At 44.5% G+C, this 19694-nt stretch carries 13 protein-coding genes; 4 read left to right on the forward strand and 9 right to left on the reverse strand.

Annotation, left to right across the window (positions count from 1 at the left end; translation table 11 throughout):
• The 3 genes from BCV39_RS00005 to speA all read right to left on the reverse strand — a co-directional run.
• The coding region (locus tag BCV39_RS00005) for a retention module-containing protein (protein ID WP_133146490.1) at window positions 1–5579 on the reverse strand (5579 nt) is incomplete at its 3' end.
• A gap of 664 nt (window positions 5580–6243) precedes the next feature.
• A complete protein-coding gene (speB, locus tag BCV39_RS00010; protein ID WP_102431646.1) occupies window positions 6244–7173 on the reverse strand; it encodes an agmatinase in 930 nt (309 codons plus the stop codon).
• Entirely contained in the window at window positions 7173–9080 is a 1908-nt protein-coding gene (gene speA / locus BCV39_RS00015; protein ID WP_086775427.1) for a biosynthetic arginine decarboxylase, read from the reverse strand. Before speA ends, speB begins: the two co-directional genes overlap by 1 nt.
• 561 nt (window positions 9081–9641) lie before the next feature.
• Here speA and BCV39_RS00020 point away from each other — a divergent pair.
• From BCV39_RS00020 to BCV39_RS00040, 4 genes are all read left to right on the forward strand, one after another.
• Window positions 9642–11078: a coniferyl aldehyde dehydrogenase gene (locus BCV39_RS00020; RefSeq protein WP_102431645.1), complete on the forward strand. Its 1437-nt coding sequence runs from the start codon at window positions 9642–9644 to the stop codon at window positions 11076–11078.
• Window positions 11075–11653, forward strand: coding sequence for a TetR/AcrR family transcriptional regulator (locus BCV39_RS00025; RefSeq protein WP_102431644.1), 579 nt, complete (start codon window positions 11075–11077; stop codon window positions 11651–11653). Before BCV39_RS00020 ends, BCV39_RS00025 begins: the two co-directional genes overlap by 4 nt.
• A gap of 478 nt (window positions 11654–12131) precedes the next feature.
• Window positions 12132–13706: an ATP-binding cassette domain-containing protein gene (locus BCV39_RS00035; RefSeq protein WP_102431643.1), complete on the forward strand. Its 1575-nt coding sequence runs from the start codon at window positions 12132–12134 to the stop codon at window positions 13704–13706.
• 114 nt (window positions 13707–13820) lie between these two features.
• Window positions 13821–15059, forward strand: a complete 1239-nt coding sequence (locus BCV39_RS00040) for a leucine-rich repeat-containing protein kinase family protein (RefSeq protein ID WP_102431642.1) — start codon at window positions 13821–13823, stop codon at window positions 15057–15059.
• A gap of 104 nt (window positions 15060–15163) precedes the next feature.
• On the opposite strand, the gene BCV39_RS00045 is transcribed toward BCV39_RS00040, so the two are convergent.
• From BCV39_RS00045 to thrS, 6 genes are all read right to left on the reverse strand, one after another.
• Window positions 15164–15601 (reverse strand): hypothetical protein, encoded by a 438-nt coding sequence (locus BCV39_RS00045; RefSeq protein WP_048663542.1) that lies wholly within the window; start codon window positions 15599–15601, stop codon window positions 15164–15166.
• A gap of 40 nt (window positions 15602–15641) precedes the next feature.
• Window positions 15642–15959 carry a N(4)-acetylcytidine aminohydrolase gene (yqfB, locus tag BCV39_RS00050; protein ID WP_048659526.1) on the reverse strand — a complete coding sequence of 106 codons (318 nt, stop codon included), beginning with the start codon at window positions 15957–15959 and terminating at the stop codon, window positions 15642–15644.
• A gap of 224 nt (window positions 15960–16183) precedes the next feature.
• Entirely contained in the window at window positions 16184–16537 is a 354-nt protein-coding gene (gene rplT / locus BCV39_RS00055; RefSeq protein WP_004733517.1) for a 50S ribosomal protein L20, read from the reverse strand.
• Between the two features lie 42 nt (window positions 16538–16579).
• The gene (gene rpmI, locus BCV39_RS00060; protein WP_004738430.1) at window positions 16580–16774 is read right to left on the reverse strand and encodes a 50S ribosomal protein L35; all 195 of its coding nucleotides are present in this window, start codon (window positions 16772–16774) and stop codon (window positions 16580–16582) included.
• A gap of 104 nt (window positions 16775–16878) precedes the next feature.
• Window positions 16879–17430, reverse strand: a complete 552-nt coding sequence (infC, locus tag BCV39_RS00065; protein ID WP_076654893.1) for a translation initiation factor IF-3 — start codon at window positions 17428–17430, stop codon at window positions 16879–16881.
• 2 nt (window positions 17431–17432) lie between these two features.
• Window positions 17433–19361 carry a threonine--tRNA ligase gene (gene thrS, locus BCV39_RS00070; RefSeq protein WP_048659527.1) on the reverse strand — a complete coding sequence of 643 codons (1929 nt, stop codon included), beginning with the start codon at window positions 19359–19361 and terminating at the stop codon, window positions 17433–17435.
• Window positions 19362–19694: the final 333 nt, after the last annotated feature.

The following is a 19694-nucleotide window of genomic DNA, read 5'->3' on the forward strand; positions in this document are numbered from 1 at the left end:
CTTGGTGATGAGCCATCAGCGAGATCCGCTTCTTCAAGAGCAACACTCGGAACAGCATCGATAGTCGGGGTATCACCATCAGTAATGGTCAGCGTAATGGTTGAAGTCACCGGATCGTTATCGAAGTCGCTTGAAGTCACGACAATCGACTTCACGATATCTTCACTAACGGAATGGTCTAGATCGCGATTAGGTTCAAAGCGCACCTCCCCTTCAAGGGTGATATAAAGCTCGCCTTCGGTGAAGCTGAATTGCTGCTCGCCTGAAATGCTTTGATCCAGTGTGTTTACGACACCGTCATAGGTAAACTGAGTGATCGTCGCGCCATCAGCACTTTGATTTGGCATCACATCAATGGTGTTGGTTGTCACCGTACCGTCAGCAAGGTTTGGCTCAGTGATATCTAATGTGCCATCTTGCATGATTTGGACATCATCACCGATGGTCACATTCAGTTGAGACACCAAGGAATCGTCGCCATCCGTATCAACCGCATAAACAGGCAGATCGAAGCTCAGATCGTTATTATCTAAACCATCCGCATGGTCTAACGCTTCAAGCAGAGTAAAGGTGTATTCGCCTAACGTACTTGTAGAGAAGGCAATCGTGAATACAGGAACTTCAGTATTCGAACCATCAGTAATAAAGCCGATATAAGTGCCCGGATTAGCCGAATCTTCTTTTATCTCAACCGCAAAACCATTCGACTTCAGTGCACCGCCCACATTGAACTCGGTGGGTTCAATACGGAAACTCGCGACATCATCGCTTTGATTCGTGAAGGTAATCGTTTCGGTCTGACTGACGGCACTGGAGCTTGGTGTAGAACCGTCACTAAGGTTAGCTTCAGACAGAGTCACGCTTGGCACGGCATCAATGGTTGGGATATCACCATCAGTAATGGTCAGCGTCACTGTGGATGTCAGTACGTCATTGTCTGAATCGCTTGAGGTCACCACAATCGACTTCACGATGTCTTCGCTAACAGTGTGATCCAAATTACGATTTGGCTCGAAGCGTATTTCACCTTCAAGAGTGATGAATAACTCACCTTCTATGAAGCTAAACTGCTGCTCGCCAGAGTCATTCTGATCAAGTGTTCGTAGTTGACCGTCATAAGTGAACTGAGTGATCGTCGCACTATCGGCACTCTGATTTGGCATCACATCGATGGTATTGGTTGTGATTGTGCCATCTGCAAGGTTTGGCTCAGTGATATCTAACGTACCACCTTGCATGATTTGGACATCATCACCAATGGTTACGTTTAATTGAGACACCAACGAGTCATCGCCATCGCTATCGACCGCGTAAACCGGCAAGTCGAAACTCAAATTATTATTTGCGAGGCCATCTATATGGTCTAGTGCTTCAAGTAAGGTGAAGGTGTATTGGCCTAAGTTGGTATCTGAAAAACTAATCGTGAATACGTTGGTTTCAGCGTTCGAACCATCCGTAATAAAACCGATATAACCACCCGGTGTGGTTGGGTCAGCTTTCAGCTCGACCGCTAATCCGTTTGATGTGAGAGTACCACCAACATTGAACTCAGTCGGTTCAATACGGAAGCTGGTCACATCATCACTTTGAGTGGTGTAAGTAATGGTCTGAGTTGAGCTAACCGCGCTGCCACTTGGTGCAGAGCCATCACTCAGATTGGTTTCTGACAAGCTCACAGTTGGGACATTATCAATGGTCGGGATATCACCATCGGTAATGGTCAGCGTGACGGTTGAGGTCAATACATCGTTATCGGAGTCACTAGACGTCACCACGATTAATTTCACGATATCTTCGTTCAGCGTGTGGTCTAGATTACGATTAGGCTCAAAGCGCACTTCACCTTCAAGCGTAATGAACAGTTCACCTTCTGTGAAGCTAAACTGCTGCTCGCCAGTGTCATTTTGGTCAAGCGTTCGAAGTTGGCCGTCATAAGTGAATTGAGTGATCGTTGCGCCATCGGCACTTTGATTTGGCATCACATCAACAGTACCAGTTGTCACGGTACCAGCTGCAAGATTCGGCTCGACGATATCTAACGTACCGTCTTGCATAATTTGAACATCATCACCGATGGTCACACTTAACGGTGACATCATTGAATCATCGCCGTCACTGTCTACCGCATAAACAGGCAGATCAAAGCTGAGCTCGTTGTTACCAAGGGCATCTTGATGGTCCAACGCTTCGATGAGTGTGAACGTGTATTCACCTAATGTGGTGCTAGAAAAACTCAGCGTAAATACCGTGGTTTCGACATTCGTCGCACTGGTCGTAAAACCAATGTAATTACCCGAACCTTGTGGGTCTTCTCGTAATTCAACGGCTAAACCGTTCGATTTAAGATCATCGTTAGTATTGAACTCCGTTGGCTCAATACGGAAACGAACCACATCATCACTTTGGTTGGTGAACGTGATGGTTTGAGTGGAGCTTACCGCGCTGCCACTTGGAGCAGAGCCATCGCTCAGATTCGTTTCAGAAAGCGAAACGCTCGGAATAACGTCAATCGTAGGGTTATCACCATCGGTGATGGTCAGCGTTACGGTTGAAGTCAGAGAGTCATTATCGAAGTCGTTTGAGGTTACAACAATCGATTTCACGATGTCTTCGCTCACCGAGTGGTCTAAATTTCGGTTTGGCTCAAAGCGCAATTCCCCTTCAAGAGTGATATATAGCTCGCCTTCGGTGAAGCTGAATTGCTGTTCACCTGAAATGCTTTGATCCAGTGTGTTTACGACACCGTCATAAGTAAACTGAGTAATCGTCGCGCCATCAGCACTTTGGTTTGGCATCACATCAATGGTGTTAGTGGTCACCGTGCCATCAGCTAGATTAGGCTCAACAATATCTAACGTGCCATCTTGCATGATTTGAACATCATCACCGATAGTCACATTCAGTTGGGACACAACAGAATCATCGCCATCGCTGTCTACCGCATATACCGGAAGATCAAAGCTCAGATCATTGTTCGCTAGGCCATCGGCATGGTCCAACGCTTCTAACAAAGTAAAGGTGTATTCACCAAGCGTGGTGGACGAGAAGCTAATCGTAAACACTGGGATTTCAGTGTTTGAGCCATCAGTAATGAAACCAATGTAAGTACCTGGATTCGCCGAATCCTCTTTTATCTCAACCACAAAGCCATTCGATTTCAGTGCGCCGCCGACATTGAACTCTGTAGGCTCAATGCGGAAATTCGCCACGTCATCACTACCAGAAGTAAAAGTGATCGTGTTGGTTGCACTTACTGCACTTCCACTTGGTGCAGAGCCATCAGCTAGGTTGGTTTCAGATAAAGTAACAGGTGGAATCAGATTGATTGCCGGGTTTTGACCATCGGTAATACTTAACTCAAGTGTTGAGGTATCAGTATCTCCATCGCCATCTTCAGCTAAAAATGAGAACTGTTTTACTATAGTTTCACTGCTTGAGTGGTCGATATCACGAGCGACTTCAAAACTGAAATCACCGTTTAATGAGATAGTGACGACACCCTCAGTAAAACTGAAAGTCTGAGCAGCATCGGGCTGTAAGCTCTGATCTAGCGAGTAATCAACACCATCATAGTTAAACGATTGAATTGTAGAACCATCTGCGCCTTCGAAATTGAACAGGTTATACGAAACAATGGTATCGCCCGCTAAAGTCGGTTCCGTGACTGACTCAACCTTATCAACGAGCTCAACAACATCATCTTTAACGTTGATAAGAATCTGGGCAGCTTCTGGTGTACTTGAACCACTGGATAACGCCGATCTATCGCCATCCGCGTCCACCGCATAGATAGGCAGTGCAAAGGTTAACTGTGCATCTTCAGCGCCTTGATGCGATAGTTCTTCATACAGATTAAATTCGTAGCTACCCAAAGATGGGCTATCAATTTTCACATCAAAAACCGTAATTCTTGCGCCATTAATCTCGACATAGCCCTCGTACGTTCGCACACCATTGGTTTCATCAACCAGCTCAAGTAACACAACCTCACCGTTAGATATCAGTGTGCCAGCGGTATTAAACTCTGCAGGTTCAAGTTCATGATGATCGATAATGTCACTATCAAAAATCTCTGAGGTGACACTGCCACTTCCTGATACGGTTGCCGTCCCCTCTTGAGAACCACCAACAATGCCAGCTTCATCAACATCGATACTGTCGACATTGGTAATGACTGGTTTATCGCCATCAGAAATAGTGAGGTTGATGGTATTGGTTACGATATCTTGGTCAAAATCGGTAACCGTGATTGGTAAAGAGAAAGTAAGCGAATCAGTGCCGACTTGTTCTATTGGTCTCAACTGCTCAAATCGATAGGTACCGTCAGTATCTAAGCTAACGGTTAAAATAACGTCGCTGCTACCTTGGGTTGACAGTGTGATGGTACTTCCATCAGCAGACAAGGATGCAACGGTCGCCTGATTATCGCTGAGGACACCATCAAACTGAGCGAGTGCACTTGGGTCGAAAACAACTGACTGAAGATTATCACTACCAATATTTGAAAACGTGCCTTCAATTGCAGCACTGCTTGTTTCAACGTTACTGATATTCACACTTTCAGCAGACGGATCTACCCCGTCAAAGACGGTCACTTGCGCATTGATAGGTGTGACAAGCTGATTACCTGCGGTGTCTTGACCTTGTATGTCAAAGGCGATGTTGATTTGGTCGCCCGTAAAGGAAACCTGACCGCCACCAATCGACGGAACATGATCTATCGGTTGGGAAACAGTTGTGGTCAGCGATAATTCAACGTCATTTCCAACACTCACGGCATCAATATCGATGCGCAGTACTTCATCTGTACCTTGAACACCAATAATCGAATTGGAGGCTGAATCAAACGTAAAAGTTACCGGTTGACCACTAGAGGTAATGTCGCTATTAAGTTCACTAAGGAGCGAGGCGAGAGAAAGTGTTTCTGGAGCAAAAGAATCTGGGTCAAGCGCTAAACTACCCGCAACAACGGTATCAGTAACCGTCACAGATTGAGGGTAAGTATTGCCTGAAATGGAACCTTCGGTAAGTGCTTCAGCGATGGATTGACCACCCGATGAGAGCGTGATCGATCTAAGCTCTTCTCTGTCTTCATCAACAGATTGCACTTCTAGACCAGAAGTTTCAAAGAAGGTCGAAGGATGAGTTTCTATGTAGGTGTAATCTATAGTAACAAAGCCTGCGTTTGCAGAACCTAGACCACCACCAGCAGCGGTAGCTTCTAAAATTTGAGTTGGATCGGCACCACCTAAAATGGCTTCTTGGATGGCTGCAAGGTCATCATCAGTAAATGAATCATCAGCAGCTTGCGCCAAATCGATATTCACCTCTCCGGCGATAGGCGCATCTGCCCAAGCCAAGTCTTGATCGACACAACCAACACAATTACCTTCAACCTCAACAGGGCCGCTAGGCTGGCCTATTAGGAGTTCAGCATCATGCGCGGTAATAACAATCTCATTTTCACGGATGATATCGCCAACCGAAACTTTTCTGGCACTGCCGTCAGGCTTAACTACAACCACATCTCCACTGGTAGCTTCAACTACCGCAACCTGGCGCGAAACTTCGATATCCATATATCCCCCGTTGTCACAAAGCACTATTCTCTAGAGCTGTGAAAATTATTTGTAATAGCAATTTCAGGTTTTAATTAAACACATATTTAGCTCTCATCAATGGCAATCCATTGTTATGCCCAATCTGCTTGAAAAGAGAGAAGTATTTCACCTGTTTTTTTATAGTTTACTTACCCTTAAGCCTAGTCTTCCCCATAAAAAATGCCATGTCTGTGCGACGAGACGTCTTTTCACAAATCTAGGTATTGTGGCTGGGATTTGAAAACCTGAGTTAAAAGTTAGTAGGATGCTGATTTATATGCAAATAAACGCACAATGTAATTGCACCTCTTCGTTTTATAAATATATACAGTAATAAGGTTGATAAATCATTAGCGAATATGGGGCATTAATAGAGGTGAGTTATGCGTTGACAGCAAAGCAGAGGTAAGTCCCACATTTGAGACAGCAACCAGAGTAAAGATGATGTATTTCTATCCAGAGTCAATTAAACGACTTGCATAAGGCACACCTGATAGCGCATTAGTTCATAACAGGGAGAAACTGCTCATTTCCAACGATGAGTTACTCTATTTGTCCACCACCAAAAACAAAAAGCCCACTAAGTTGAACCTTAGTGGGCTTTAAAATCAGTATGTAGCGTTACGATTTTAACAATCAAGCACTATGATTTAGCAATGCGATTTGCCGTCCAAACATAAAGCAGCTCAAGTGCGATAGTTGCACCTGCTAGAGCGGTAATTTCGCTTTGGTCATAGGCTGGAGACACTTCTACCACATCCATACCAACCATGTTGATACCTTGTAAGCCACGGATGATTTTGAGCACTTTATCTGAATTCAAACCACCACACACTGGCGTGCCGGTACCCGGTGCAAATGCAGGGTCCAGACAGTCAATATCAAACGTTAGGTAAACTGGCTTATCACCAACAATGCCTTTCACTTGAGCAATGATCTCGTCCACGCTCATGTCGTTCGCTTGCATCGCGTTAATAACGTTAAAGCCGTGACCTTCCTGCTTATACTCTGTACGAATACCAATTTGAACTGAGTGTTCAGGCGAAATTAAACCTTCATTTGGCGCATGGTAGAACATAGTACCGTGATCGTAACGACTGCCCTGACTGTAAGTGTCAGTATGCGCGTCGAAGTGAATCAGAGCCATCTCACCGTACTTCTTGCCGTATGCTCTAAGCAAAGGCAGTGTAATGAAGTGATCGCCACCTAAACCTAACAGAGTTTTACCACTATTTAGAATCGCATCAGCAGCCGCTTCTAAACGTTGAGTTAGGTCTTCTGCGTCACCGCAATCAAACACAAGGTCGCCAGCATCAATCACCGAGGTATGTTCAAATACATTGAAGTCCCACGGAAACTTCTTGCCTTCCCATGCCAAGTTCACCGACGCACGGCGAATCGCATCAGGTCCCATGCGAGCGCCCGGGCGGCCAGATGTCGCCATATCTAGCGGCGCACCTAATACAACCACATCAGCATCATTGTCGATTGGGTTTTGCACCAATGGGCGACGCATGAAAGTCATCGCATTGGAGTAAAGTGAGTAATCTGGTTTCGTAAATAGATCGTTCATTAAAAATCCTCAAGATAGGTGTAACCCATCAAGCCTTGCTCTAACTCTTCAAGTACGCTTTGCTGCTCTTGAGCTGGTACTTTCGCCGTTACCAATTCTTTGTAGTTCTGGCGAATTAGGTCCATATCGATATGAACATAACGCATCATGTCTTCAACCGTGTCGCCTTCGTTAATGTAATCGATGTTCGCTTCACCGCTTTCGTCAACGTTGACCACTACACTGTGCGTATCACCAAATAGGTTATGCATATCACCCAAGATCTCTTGGTATGCGCCTACTAGGAAGAAGCCCATCAAATATGGTTCATCAGGGTTCCATGCAGGAACTGGCAGAGTTGTTTCAATGCCTTGACCATCAACATACTGATCAATAGTACCGTCAGAATCACAAGTGATGTCCAACACCACAGCGCGTCGCTCGTCAGCATTATCCAAACCACTTAGAGGCAATACTGGGAACACCTGATCGATACCCCAAGCATCAGGCAACGATTGGAACAAAGAGAAGTTCACGAAGAACTTATCTGCCAAACGCTCGCTCAACTCATCCAAGATTGGACGGTGGTAACGGTTCTTAGTACTCATGCGAGAGCTAAGTTCGTAGTTAATGCGCAAAGACATCTGCTCTGCCCAAGCACGGTGCTGAAGGTTCAGCATGCCTGTCGCAAATTGGTTGTGTGCTTCTGCGATATCACTTTGCGTATCGTTGTAGATCTCAATCAGCGCGCGGTCATCATTGCCTGCATCTAACTCCAAGAAGTTCTTCCACATGTTGTTTAGCAACAGTGGTGCGTCGGCTTCTGGCGCTGCCATGTCTTCCGGAGAATAGCTTTCTGTACCGATCACGTTAGTAACAAGAACAGCGTGATGCGCAGTCAACGAACGACCAGATTCAGAAATGATCACCGGTTGTGGCTGATTATAGAGCTTACAGATATCCCCTACTGTCATTACGATGTTACGTGCATACTCAAGCAAACCGTAGTTCATTGAGTTTGAAGACTGGCTACGTGTACCGTCGTAATCCACAGCCAAACCACCACCAACATCTAAGTACTTCAATTGAGCACCGATATCGCGCAGTTCACAGTAGAAACGAGCCGCTTCGCTCACACCATTTCGTACATCACGAATATTCGCCATTTGTGAACCAAGATGGAAATGCACTAGCTCTAGAACATCCAGTTGGTCTTCTGCTTTCAAGCGTTCAATAACAGTCAGCACTTGTGATGCAGACAAGCCGAACTTCGACTTCTCGCCACCACTTGCTTGCCATTTACCTGCGCCTTGAGAAGCAAGACGAATACGCAAACCTAAACGAGGTTTCACGCCAAGCGCTTTCGCTTCAGAAAGAACAAGATCAAGCTCAGATAGCTTCTCTAGAACGATAAAAACTTTATGACCCAGCTTTTCACCAATAAGCGCAAGACGGATGTATTCTCTGTCTTTGTAACCGTTACACACGATCACTGAGCTTGCTTTTTGAGCTAGCGCCAATACCGCTAATAGTTCAGGCTTGCTACCTGCTTCTAGGCCTAATTGCTTCTGCTCTAATTGAGCTTGGCTCGCTAAGATCTCGTCAACCACTTCTTTCTGTTGGTTAACTTTAATCGGGTAAACAAGCAGGTAACGGTTGTCATACTGATATTCGTCGATCGCTTGGTTGAATGCGTTACAGATATTGTGCACACGTTGATGCACTATTTGAGGAAAACGCACAAGAGCAGGCAAACCAATATTTCGCTGCTCTAACTGTTTTACGATCTGACTTAGCGGAACTTGATGATCGGTTTCGCTCGGTGAAACATACACCTCGCCATTATCATCAATTCCATAAAAACCTTGGCTCCAGTGCTTTACATTATACTCAGCACGGATGCGTTCCAAATTAACCGAATTTTCCAATTCTAGAGACCTCACACTATAGGGCCATCGACAGAAGATACCTCATTGGAATAGCGAGGTATAACCCAACAAAAAACGTTCAAAAACGATTTGTTGGCTGCATTAACCGATATTATTAAGAGTGAGTCCAACCATTGATATTTGTGGTTACGATTACGTTTTTTTATCGACCGATCGACTTAAAATGACAGATAAGGAATTACAAGGTTTTAGGGCAAAAAGCAGGCTGAAGCGCATTAAATATAAAGCACTTTCTCATAAAAAATTAGGTGAATAAAATAGCATTTGCACCTAAAATTCTTGGCTAATTTGGTGATATTAAGTCAGGTTTGTGACAAACATGCGCACTTCCCGATCACAACTCTCGCTATCACCAACACGGCTTGTATCCCTCGATTCGATGCCTACTAATACTTCATTCTTCCTACTAAAAATCGCCCAATTCAATGTTGTAGCCGCTCAATTATTGAACTTTTCTTGCGCGCATCTTGTATTCGGTTGGATATTCTTGTAATTTCAACTGACCGACCAATCGGTCAGCCTTCGAATTTAGGGGATACTATGAGCCATAATCTAGACCTTGAACCAAACACGTCAAGCACCAACGACATGGATCAACTGTTCAACCGACAACAAGATCACTACCGTAACAACGTTAATCCAACACTTGAACAGAGACGAAATGATCTCTCAGTCTTGAAAAAACTATTAATGCGCTACCAAGAGCAGTTAATTGAAGCGGTATCAGAAGATTATGGCCATCGAGCAAAGCACGACAGCTTAATTGCTGACATCACCCCTTCCCTACACCAGATCAATTACAGTGATAAAAACCTTAAGAAGTGGTTGAAGCCTTCACGTCGAAAAGCCGGCTTGATGCTAACACCAGCCAAGATTACTGTGCATTATCAACCGGTAGGTGTAGTTGGCATCATCGTGCCTTGGAACTTCCCGGTGATGCTCGCTTTAGGGCCTCTCATCACAGCATTGGCCGCAGGTAACACTGCAATGCTTAAGATGTCTGAGTTTACCCCTGCAACCAACCGTGTTTTAAAAGCGATGTTGGCTGAAGGCTTTAGTGAAGATCAAGTGGCGATCATCGAAGGTGAAGCCGATGTTTCCGCGAAATTCAGCCAGCTGCCGTTTGACCATATCCTATTCACAGGCTCAACCGCGGTAGGTAAGCACGTCATGAAAGCCGCTGCCGCGAACTTAACGCCAGTGACACTTGAGCTTGGCGGAAAGTCTCCAACCATCATCGCTCCTGACTTTGATGTGGCTGACGCTGTTGAACGTATCCTGTTTGCAAAAAGCTTAAATGCAGGCCAAATCTGTGTCGCGCCTGACTACATCTTGCTGCCAAGAGAAAAAGTCGATGCATTTATCACGGCTTATAAACGCTACTTCAAGAAGCTGTATAAAGCGGGAATTGAGAGCAAAGACTTAACCTCAGTGGTTAACATGCGTCAGTACAATCGATTAAAAGGTGTGGTTGAAGATGCGCAATCAAAAGGTGCTGTAGTACATACTGTCACCGAACAAGCGCAAGACGACGTGAACCACAGAATGACGCCACACCTTCTCACCGAAGTGAATGACGACATGGTGGCAATGCAAGAAGAGTTGTTTGGTCCTGTGCTTCCTATCGTGCCTTATGATTCTATTGAAGAAGCAATCAGCTACATCACAACAAGAGAACGTCCACTTGCCCTGTACCTAATGAGTCACGACAAACAGACTCAAGACCTATTCCTATCGGACACTCATTCAGGGGGTGTTTGTATTAACGACTCTCTAGTACATGTCGCAGCAGAAGACGCGCCGTTTGGTGGTATTGGTCCGTCAGGCATGGGACACTACCACGGTGTTGAAGGCTTCAGAACCTTCAGCCATGCGAAAACCGTATTGACTCGAGGCAAAATCAATTTCACTAAGTTGATGCACCCTCCATATAACAACCCAATCAAAAAAATGATGTTCAAAGTACTGAATCGATGATTACGAAAAGGCAAAAAATCCTAGATGCTGCGCTCCTACTCTTCTCTCAACAAGGGTTAGAGGGCACATCTACAGGTCAAATAGCGAAAACCGCAGGGGTAGCAAAAGCCACGCTGTTTCATCACTTTGAGAACAAATCTCTACTGATTGATGAACTGTTTCGTGAACTGAAAATAGAGCTATTTTCTACCCTTGTTCAGCACACAGAAATCGCTGAACAAAATCGCTATCAAGCCTTTAAATTTATGTGGATGACAGGGATTGAGTGGGCATTAGAAAACCCAGTCGCCATGAAGTTTTTCACCAATGTGCATTTTGACCCAACGACTCAAACTCGCGAAGTCATTGTCTCGCAGATGTTCGCATCACTCGATGATATCATTTTGAAAGGACAGGAAGCCGGTGAGTTAATGGTGTTAGACATTAATCTCGTTAGGCACTTCATCCACAGCCATTTTTTGATTTGTGCAAACTGGTTGATTGAGCAGAATGAGTTACCACCAGAGCAGTCAGCCAAGTACATCAGCGATAGCTTTGATATGTGTTGGCGAGCTATCGGTGGACAAAACCTGTAATTTCCACATTATTTAAAGCTCTTGCTTTCAAAGAACACTCTAAAGCGCCTCATGGTTATATAGGCGCTCTAATTATTTGGATACATTTTAATCAGGTCATCATATTGACTTTAAGCACTCTCTTTCAGTAACATCCCACCATCATTTCAAAAGAGAATAACGCCATAATGAAGTACTAACATCCTGACATCCGATTTATTTTTATAAAAATCATTTGGACACTCGGGGTTAGTGGGCGTTACTTCGTCATCTATTTTCGCGACAAATCAAGTTCTTAAAGATCCGTCTTTTGACAACATGAATCTTGCAGAACTGTACCTCAAAGACAGAATTCATCTCATCACAGATTTTCTATCTTTGATTGGTCATCTACCTAAGTAACGTCTTTGGCGATTTATTGTTAGAGTCCTGCATTGGAGTCTATGTAGAAAAGCGCCTCACCCCTTTTACTCGTTTACACGTAAAGGGAGGTATTCTTATGCCTACTATATTAGCCAATAATCTCTCATTTCAGCTTGATACTGGCGAGTGGTTATTCAAAGACATCACCTTTAATTTGAGCACGCGCCTTACAGGACTAGTTGGAAGAAATGGGGCTGGAAAGTCACTGCTACTTTCGTTACTCACAGGGCAAACACAGCCAACATCAGGCAGTGTTTCCAGACAAGGTTCGATCGGTTTTTACTCGCAATTACCTTCAGAGCTTTTAGATAGCGAAATCAACATTGCTGACTTCTTAGGTATCACTGAAAAGCTCGATGCCTTGCAAGCCATCGAGCAAGGTAGCTGCAAACTTCAGCATTTTGACATCATTGGGGGCGATTGGGATTTACAGGAGAGCACTCAACAGCTTTTAGCTACATTGAAAATAACCAGTGAGTTAACCGCGCCGTGCAATACATTAAGCGGTGGCCAACTTGCCCTCTTGCAACTTCATCGCTTATTTACATCGAATCACGACATGTTAATTCTCGATGAACCTTCCAACCATTTAGATAACGACGGACGAAATTGGTTACTAATGCAATGCCAACAATTTGAAGGAAAAGTACTTGTCGTCAGTCACGATCGAAGTCTGTTGAGGCACATGGAAGGAATCTACCATCTCAACAGTTTGGGATTACGTTTCTATAAAGGAAACTACGATGACTACTTCAAACAAATATCGAGCCAAAATGAAGCATTGGACAAGCAGATTACGCATCACCAATCCGAAAAGAGACGACTTGAACGCCAAGCTCAAGCCAATAGAGAAAAAGCACAACAGCGAGAGGCGCAAGGAAACCGACTGCGAAAGTCAGGCAGCCAACCCAAGATATTATTGGATGCGATGAAAGATAGAGCCGGACGAACGCAAGGAGCATCAGCCATTAGTCAAAATAACTTAAAGGAGCAAAATCAAGATAAGCTTCAGTTTCTTAAAGAACAGCAAGAGCAACTGAAACCTCAGGCCTTGTATCTACAGCAGAGTAATAGCAAGAAAAAGAACGCGCTATTAACAGTTGAAGATTGCCGACTTGAGTATGGGGCTGGTACTACTATCCACTTTTCTCTGTCACAAGGTGAACGCTGTTATCTAACCGGTGCAAACGGTTGTGGTAAGTCGACACTGTTGAAAGCGATTCACAACGAGCACTCGAACTACACTGGCACCATCAAACGCTTAGGATCTACGGTGTACCTTGATCAACACTTTGGTTTGTTGGACACCAATGACACCATGTTCGATAGCCTGATGGCACATAGCTGTAGCATGACGGAAAGTAACGCACGCACCTTGTTAGCTGGCATTGGATTTAGGCGTGACTCCGTGTACCGCAAAGTAGCTCACCTAAGTGGTGGAGAGAAAATGAAACTGGCGATGTTGATCGTCAGCCATAAACAGGATTCGCCATTACTGCTGCTCGATGAACCAGACAATCACCTAGACATCGACTCAAAGCAAATATTGGCGTCGGCTTTACGTGACTATCAAGGTGCGTTCATCCTAGTCAGTCATGATACCGATTTTGTTGAGGAGGTTGGCGTAAGCCAAAATCACATACAACTTTAAGCTTCGTAAATTCATTCGCTAAGCTTAGTTAAACGAGCATCGTTCCGGTGCTCGCCTTTCTCACTTGAGACAAGTACACTACGCGCCTCGAACATCTATTCATAAGGCTAAGGTTTGCATACTCTAGAACAATTAAAATCAGGGCAACTAAAAGGTATTAAGCGCTTAAAACTGTCAGAAGGTCTCACCGAGTTTCCATTAGAGATCTTAGAGCTCTCCGATTCGCTAGAGATTCTGGATCTTTCAGGGAATCAGTTATCGGAGCTTCCACAAGAGTTAACACAGCTAACTAATCTACGTATTATCTTTGCGTCGAATAACCTATTTACGCACCTTCCTGATGTTCTTGGGTCACTTCCTAAGCTTGAAATGATCGGTTTCAAGACCAACCAAATCAAAACAGTGAGTGAAGAGTCCCTACCCGCTCAATTGCGCTGGTTAATTCTGACAGATAATGCCATCGAAGTTCTGCCTAACTCACTGGGTGAAAGACCAAGACTGCAAAAGCTAGCACTCGCAGGCAACCAGCTTCGCGCTTTACCTGAGAGTATGGAAGACCTATCCAACCTCGAACTGGTCCGCTTGTCTGCAAACCAACTGACTGAATTCCCTGAGTTCCTTATTAAGCTACCAAAACTTGCTTGGTTAGCCTTTGCGGGCAATCCATTTTGCAAACACCCGAGCAGCTTAGATAGCGTGCCTGCAGTAAGCTCGCAATGCTACTCATTGAATCAAGTGCTTGGTCAAGGTGCATCAGGCGTGATATCTCATGCTAATTGGTTAAACAGTGATTTTGATTTCCCTCAGGAAGTGGCGGTTAAAGTATTCAAAGGCGAAGTGACAAGCGACGGTTACCCACATGATGAACTAGAAGCGTGTCTTCAAGCTGGTCACCATAGCAACTTAGTGAAGTCTATCGCGCAAGTGGACGAACAAGATTACCTTGCGTTGGTGATGGAGCTTATCCCAAGCTGCCATTACAACCTAGGCTTGCCACCGACACTCGATACTTGCACGCGTGATACTTTCCCAGAAGGTTTCGAACTTCCAATCGCGCAAATCGACAACATCGTTACTCAAATGATTGATGTATTTAATCACCTGCATGACAACAAGGTTTGCCACGGTGACTTGTATGCGCACAACACCTTGGTTAATGAACAAGGTCAAATGATCTTTGGTGATTTTGGCGCGGCGACTATCTACGGTTACCTGACTGAAGAGCAGCAACAGGGTATTCGACGCATCGAAGTTCGCGCTCTCAAGTGTTTTATTGAAGACCTATTGACAGTTTGCTCTACTGACGACGTAGATTCAGAACTGTACAAGGAACTTGAAAACTATCACGCATAAGGGCTGCCAAGCCTAAGTAGCCAATCAAGGTTCGATCGAAATGAAAAAAGCTAACGTTTGACGTTAGCTTTTTTGCTTTTGGAGCTTGATGAGTCAAAACCGAGTTAACTAGCTTCCACCTGAACAAGCTTAAGGTAGGAGTGAAGCTCTTGGTTTTTATATTCCACCGCCGAGTGGATATTCAAGTCTTTACACGCAACCGCATCAAACTGGTAACGATTGTCACCTTTACTGATTTCAACTTGCAGCAACCCGCTTTTCAACAGCCAATGACCTTGAGTTTCAAACCGATCAAACAAGCGGTATTCCGTTAGACTACCATCCGAATGAAAGTGAACCTCAGTAATATACCCTGCTGGGCAACTTTTTACCCAAGTACGCCCTAAGACATCTTCTTCAACAAAGTTTCTTTTGCTCTCGCACCACTTTAAATAATCGGCACTCTCGCTCAGTTCACTATCAAGGTCATTCTTAGACAGTAACGTTTGGTCTTGCTGTTCACGACAGTAAAGCTGAAGTAGTGTCTGCTGGTTATTACTCATAAATCGCCATCCCTAGCTAGTCAATCTAATCCAATCAGGCTTAAGCTACCAACTCATAAGAGACAACATAAAGTTCAGAGATCCCTGGGTAGATATCTTGAATCACCCCCTTCAGGACTTCTAGCGTCATGTTCTCTTGCTGAGCATGGAACTCACCTAAGTCATCAAACAGGATTGGTTCAACGCTAATGATCTTAAGATTACAGAATACACGTCCCTGCTCTAGCGTGGATACTTCTACAACACTGCCCGGCTGGTAATCGCGCTCAGATTCATCGCGAATAGTAATGGTCTTTTTGCCTGAAAGGATATCGGTTTCAAAACGTTCGAAGAACGTCATAGTAGTAGGTGCGGTCATTTATCTCGGTCGCTTAACATTTAAAGGTTAGGTAAATGTTTATATACCAGAATGCTTGTTCAAGCGAATAAAAATTAGATGCGAGATGCGAGATGCGAGATGCGAGATGCGAGATGCGAGATGCGAGATGCGAGATGCGAGAAAATATGGCAAAGCCAAATTACAGGCAATAAAAAAGGAGAACCGAAGTTCTCCTTTTCTTAAACCTTTAAGCTAACTCTAAATTATAGAGATGCTTTCGCTTTTTCAACTAGAACAGCAAATGCTGCTTTGTCGAATACTGCGATGTCAGCAAGAATCTTACGGTCGATCTCGATAGATGCTTTCTTAAGGCCATTGATGAAACGGCTGTAAGATAGACCATTTTGACGAGATGCCGCGTTGATACGTGCAATCCAAAGTTGACGGAATTGACGTTTCTTGTTGCGACGGTCACGGTAAGCGTATTGACCAGCTTTGGTAACTGCTTGGAAAGCTACGCGGTAAACACGTGAACGTGCTCCGTAGTAACCTTTAGCTTGTTTTAGAACTTTCTTATGACGTGCACGAGCTTGTACACCACGTTTTACGCGAGGCATTATGCTTCTCCTAAACTAAACGAATTTATAAACTAAAAAGAATTAAGCGTATGGCATCATACGTAGAACTTGAGCAACTTCACATTTAGGAAGGATCGAGTTCGGACGTAGCTGACGCTTGTTCTTAGTAGTACGCTTAGTCAGGATGTGACGTTTACCAGCGTGCTTAAACTTAATACCACCAGCAGTTTTCTGGAAACGCTTAGCAGCACCTTTGTTGGTTTTCATCTTAGGCATGATGAATAACTCCGCATTGTTGAGTTGTTAATAACATAGTAATTAGGGCGAATAAAACCCCGCAACCTGAGGCTGCAGGGTTCAATTACTTGCAAAGCCGTTAATTACTTCTTTTTAGGGGCCAACACCATGATCATCTGGCGACCTTCAATTCTCGTTGGGAAAGATTCGACTACTGCAAATTCTTCAGTATCCGCTTTCAAACGATTAAGAACGTCAACACCGATTTCTTGGTGAGCCATTTCGCGGCCACGGAAGCGAATTGTTACCTTCACTTTGTTGCCGTCTTCTAGGAAACCAGTCAGGTTGCGTAGTTTTACCTGATAGTCTCCAATATCAGTTCCAGGTCGGAATTTAATTTCCTTGATCTGAACCTGCTTTTGCTTCTTCTTCTGCTCTTTCGCAGCTTTGCTCTTCTCGAAGAGGAACTTACCGTAGTCCATCACACGACAAACTGGCGGCTCGGCGTTAGGGCTGATCTCTACAAGATCCATACCAGCTTCATTTGCAGCTTCCATCGCTTCAGCGATTGATACTACACCAACAGCTTCGCCGTCTGCGCCAGTTAGACGCACTTCACGAACGCCACGAATGTCACCGTTTAAACGGTGCTGGTTTTGTTTGGCCGGTTGTTGGCCACGTCTTCCGCCTTTAATAGCTATTCCTCCAGATTGAGCTTACGGCTTGAAACCTCGGCTTGGATGTATGAAATAAAGTCATCCACTTTAAATTTGCCAAGGTCCTTACCTTTACGTGTACGTACTGCAATTTCGCCGGCTTCCATTTCTTGGTCACCACACACAAGCATGAACGGTACACGTTTCAAAGTATGTTCGCGGATTTTAAAGCCAATCTTCTCATTTCTCAAGTCTGCTTTGACTCTAAATCCACTTTTTTGCAGTTTTTTCGTAATTTCTTGTACATATTCAGACTGTTTGTCTGTAATGCCCATGACAACTGCTTGTTCTGGCGCCAACCACGTTGGGAAGAAGCCAGCGTATTCTTCAATAAGAATACCGATGAAGCGTTCTAGTGAACCTAAAATCGCGCGGTGGATCATAACTGGCGTGTGACGCTCGTTATCTTCACCTACGTAAGTAGCACCTAAACGTTCTGGTAATGCAAAATCGAGCTGCACTGTACCACATTGCCAAGCGCGGTCCAAACAATCATGCAAAGTAAATTCAATCTTAGGTCCGTAGAACGCACCCTCGCCTTCTTGAATCTCGTATGCAATCTCTAATGCTTCTAGCGCTTGCTTAAGGTCAGCCTCTGCACGGTCCCACATTTCGTCTGAACCTACACGCTGTTCTGGACGAGTCGATAGTTTAACAACAATGTTTTCGAAACCGAAAGTTGTATAAGTATCGTAAACCATATCAATACAAGCTTTAACTTCTTGTTGAACTTGGTCTTCAGTACAGAATACGTGAGCATCATCTTGAGTGAAGCCACGAACACGCATAATGCCGTGAAGTGCGCCAGACGGCTCGTTACGGTGACATGAGCCAAACTCAGCCATACGTAGCGGTAGATCACGGTAAGATTTCAAACCTTGGTTGAAGATTTGAACGTGGCCAGGACAGTTCATTGGCTTGATAGCGTATTCACGGTTCTCAGAAGAAGTTGTGAACATTGCTTCAGCGTACTTATCCCAGTGACCAGAGCGTTCCCAAAGAACACGGTCCATCATTAATGGGCCTTTAACTTCTTGGTAATCGTACTCAGTCAGTTTTTGACGAATAAATACTTCTAGCTCACGGAAGATAGTCCAACCGTTATGGTGCCAGAACACCATGCCTGGTGCTTCTTGCTGCATGTGGAATAGGTCAAGCGCTTTACCGATTTTACGGTGGTCACGTTTAGCCGCTTCTTCTAGGCGCACAAGGTGAGCTTTAAGCGCCTTCTTGTCGTGGAATGCAGTGCCGTAGATACGTTGAAGCATCTTGTTGTCACTGTTACCACGCCAGTAAGCACCCGCTACGTTAAGTAGAGTAAAGTGCTGACAGAAGCTCATGTTAGGCACGTGTGGACCACGACACATATCGATGTATTCTTCGTGATGGTACAGGCCTGGACGATCGTCTTTAGAAACGTTCTCGTCCAAGATTTCAATCTTGTAAGTCTCGCCGCGAGCTTCGAATGCGTCGCGCGCTTCCTGCCAGCTAACTTTCTTCTTAACAACCTGGTACTTGGTCTTCGCTAACTCTTTCATGCGCTTTTCAATCTTTTCTAGATCTTCTTGCGTTAGAGAGTGCTCAAGGTCGATATCGTAGTAGAAACCGTTATCGATAGTAGGACCGATCGCCATTTTCGCTTCTGGAAAAAGCTGCTTAACCGCGTGGCCTAAAAGGTGAGCACAAGAGTGACGAACGATCTCAAGGCCATCAACTTCATCTTTAGCTGTGATGATTTCTAGGCTTGCATCGTTTTCGATAAGATCACAAGCATCAACACGCTCGCCGTCTACACGACCAGCAATGGTTGCTTTCGCAAGACCAGGACCGATTGATAGGGCAACATCTAGAGTTGATACAGGGTTGTCAAATTGACGCTGACTACCGTCAGGAAGAGTAATAATTGGCATTATTTGTCCTTTACAGTGGTGTTGCACACCAAGCAACACATGAAAATGTTTAATATATGTCTTTCAATCAACTAGTACGCTGATTGGGGATATATGCATAATAAATATACCCACATAGAAGCAAATACAGATGCCCCATTTGTGAGTAGCCAAACATTGTAACGAAATAATATGAAATGACAATGTTAGTCCCGCAGCACCACAAAACTATATGACTGAAATGTCTCTTCTATATAGATCCTTCTAACGCCTAACCCATAGCTCAATCAGTAATTCGTTGGCTTTATCTACAATACAAAAAAACCGAACGGTTAACTTCGGCTTTAGAAGTTG

Source organism: Vibrio sp. 10N.286.55.E10 (genome assembly GCF_002872555.1).
Lineage (GTDB): Bacteria > Pseudomonadota > Gammaproteobacteria > Enterobacterales > Vibrionaceae > Vibrio > Vibrio crassostreae.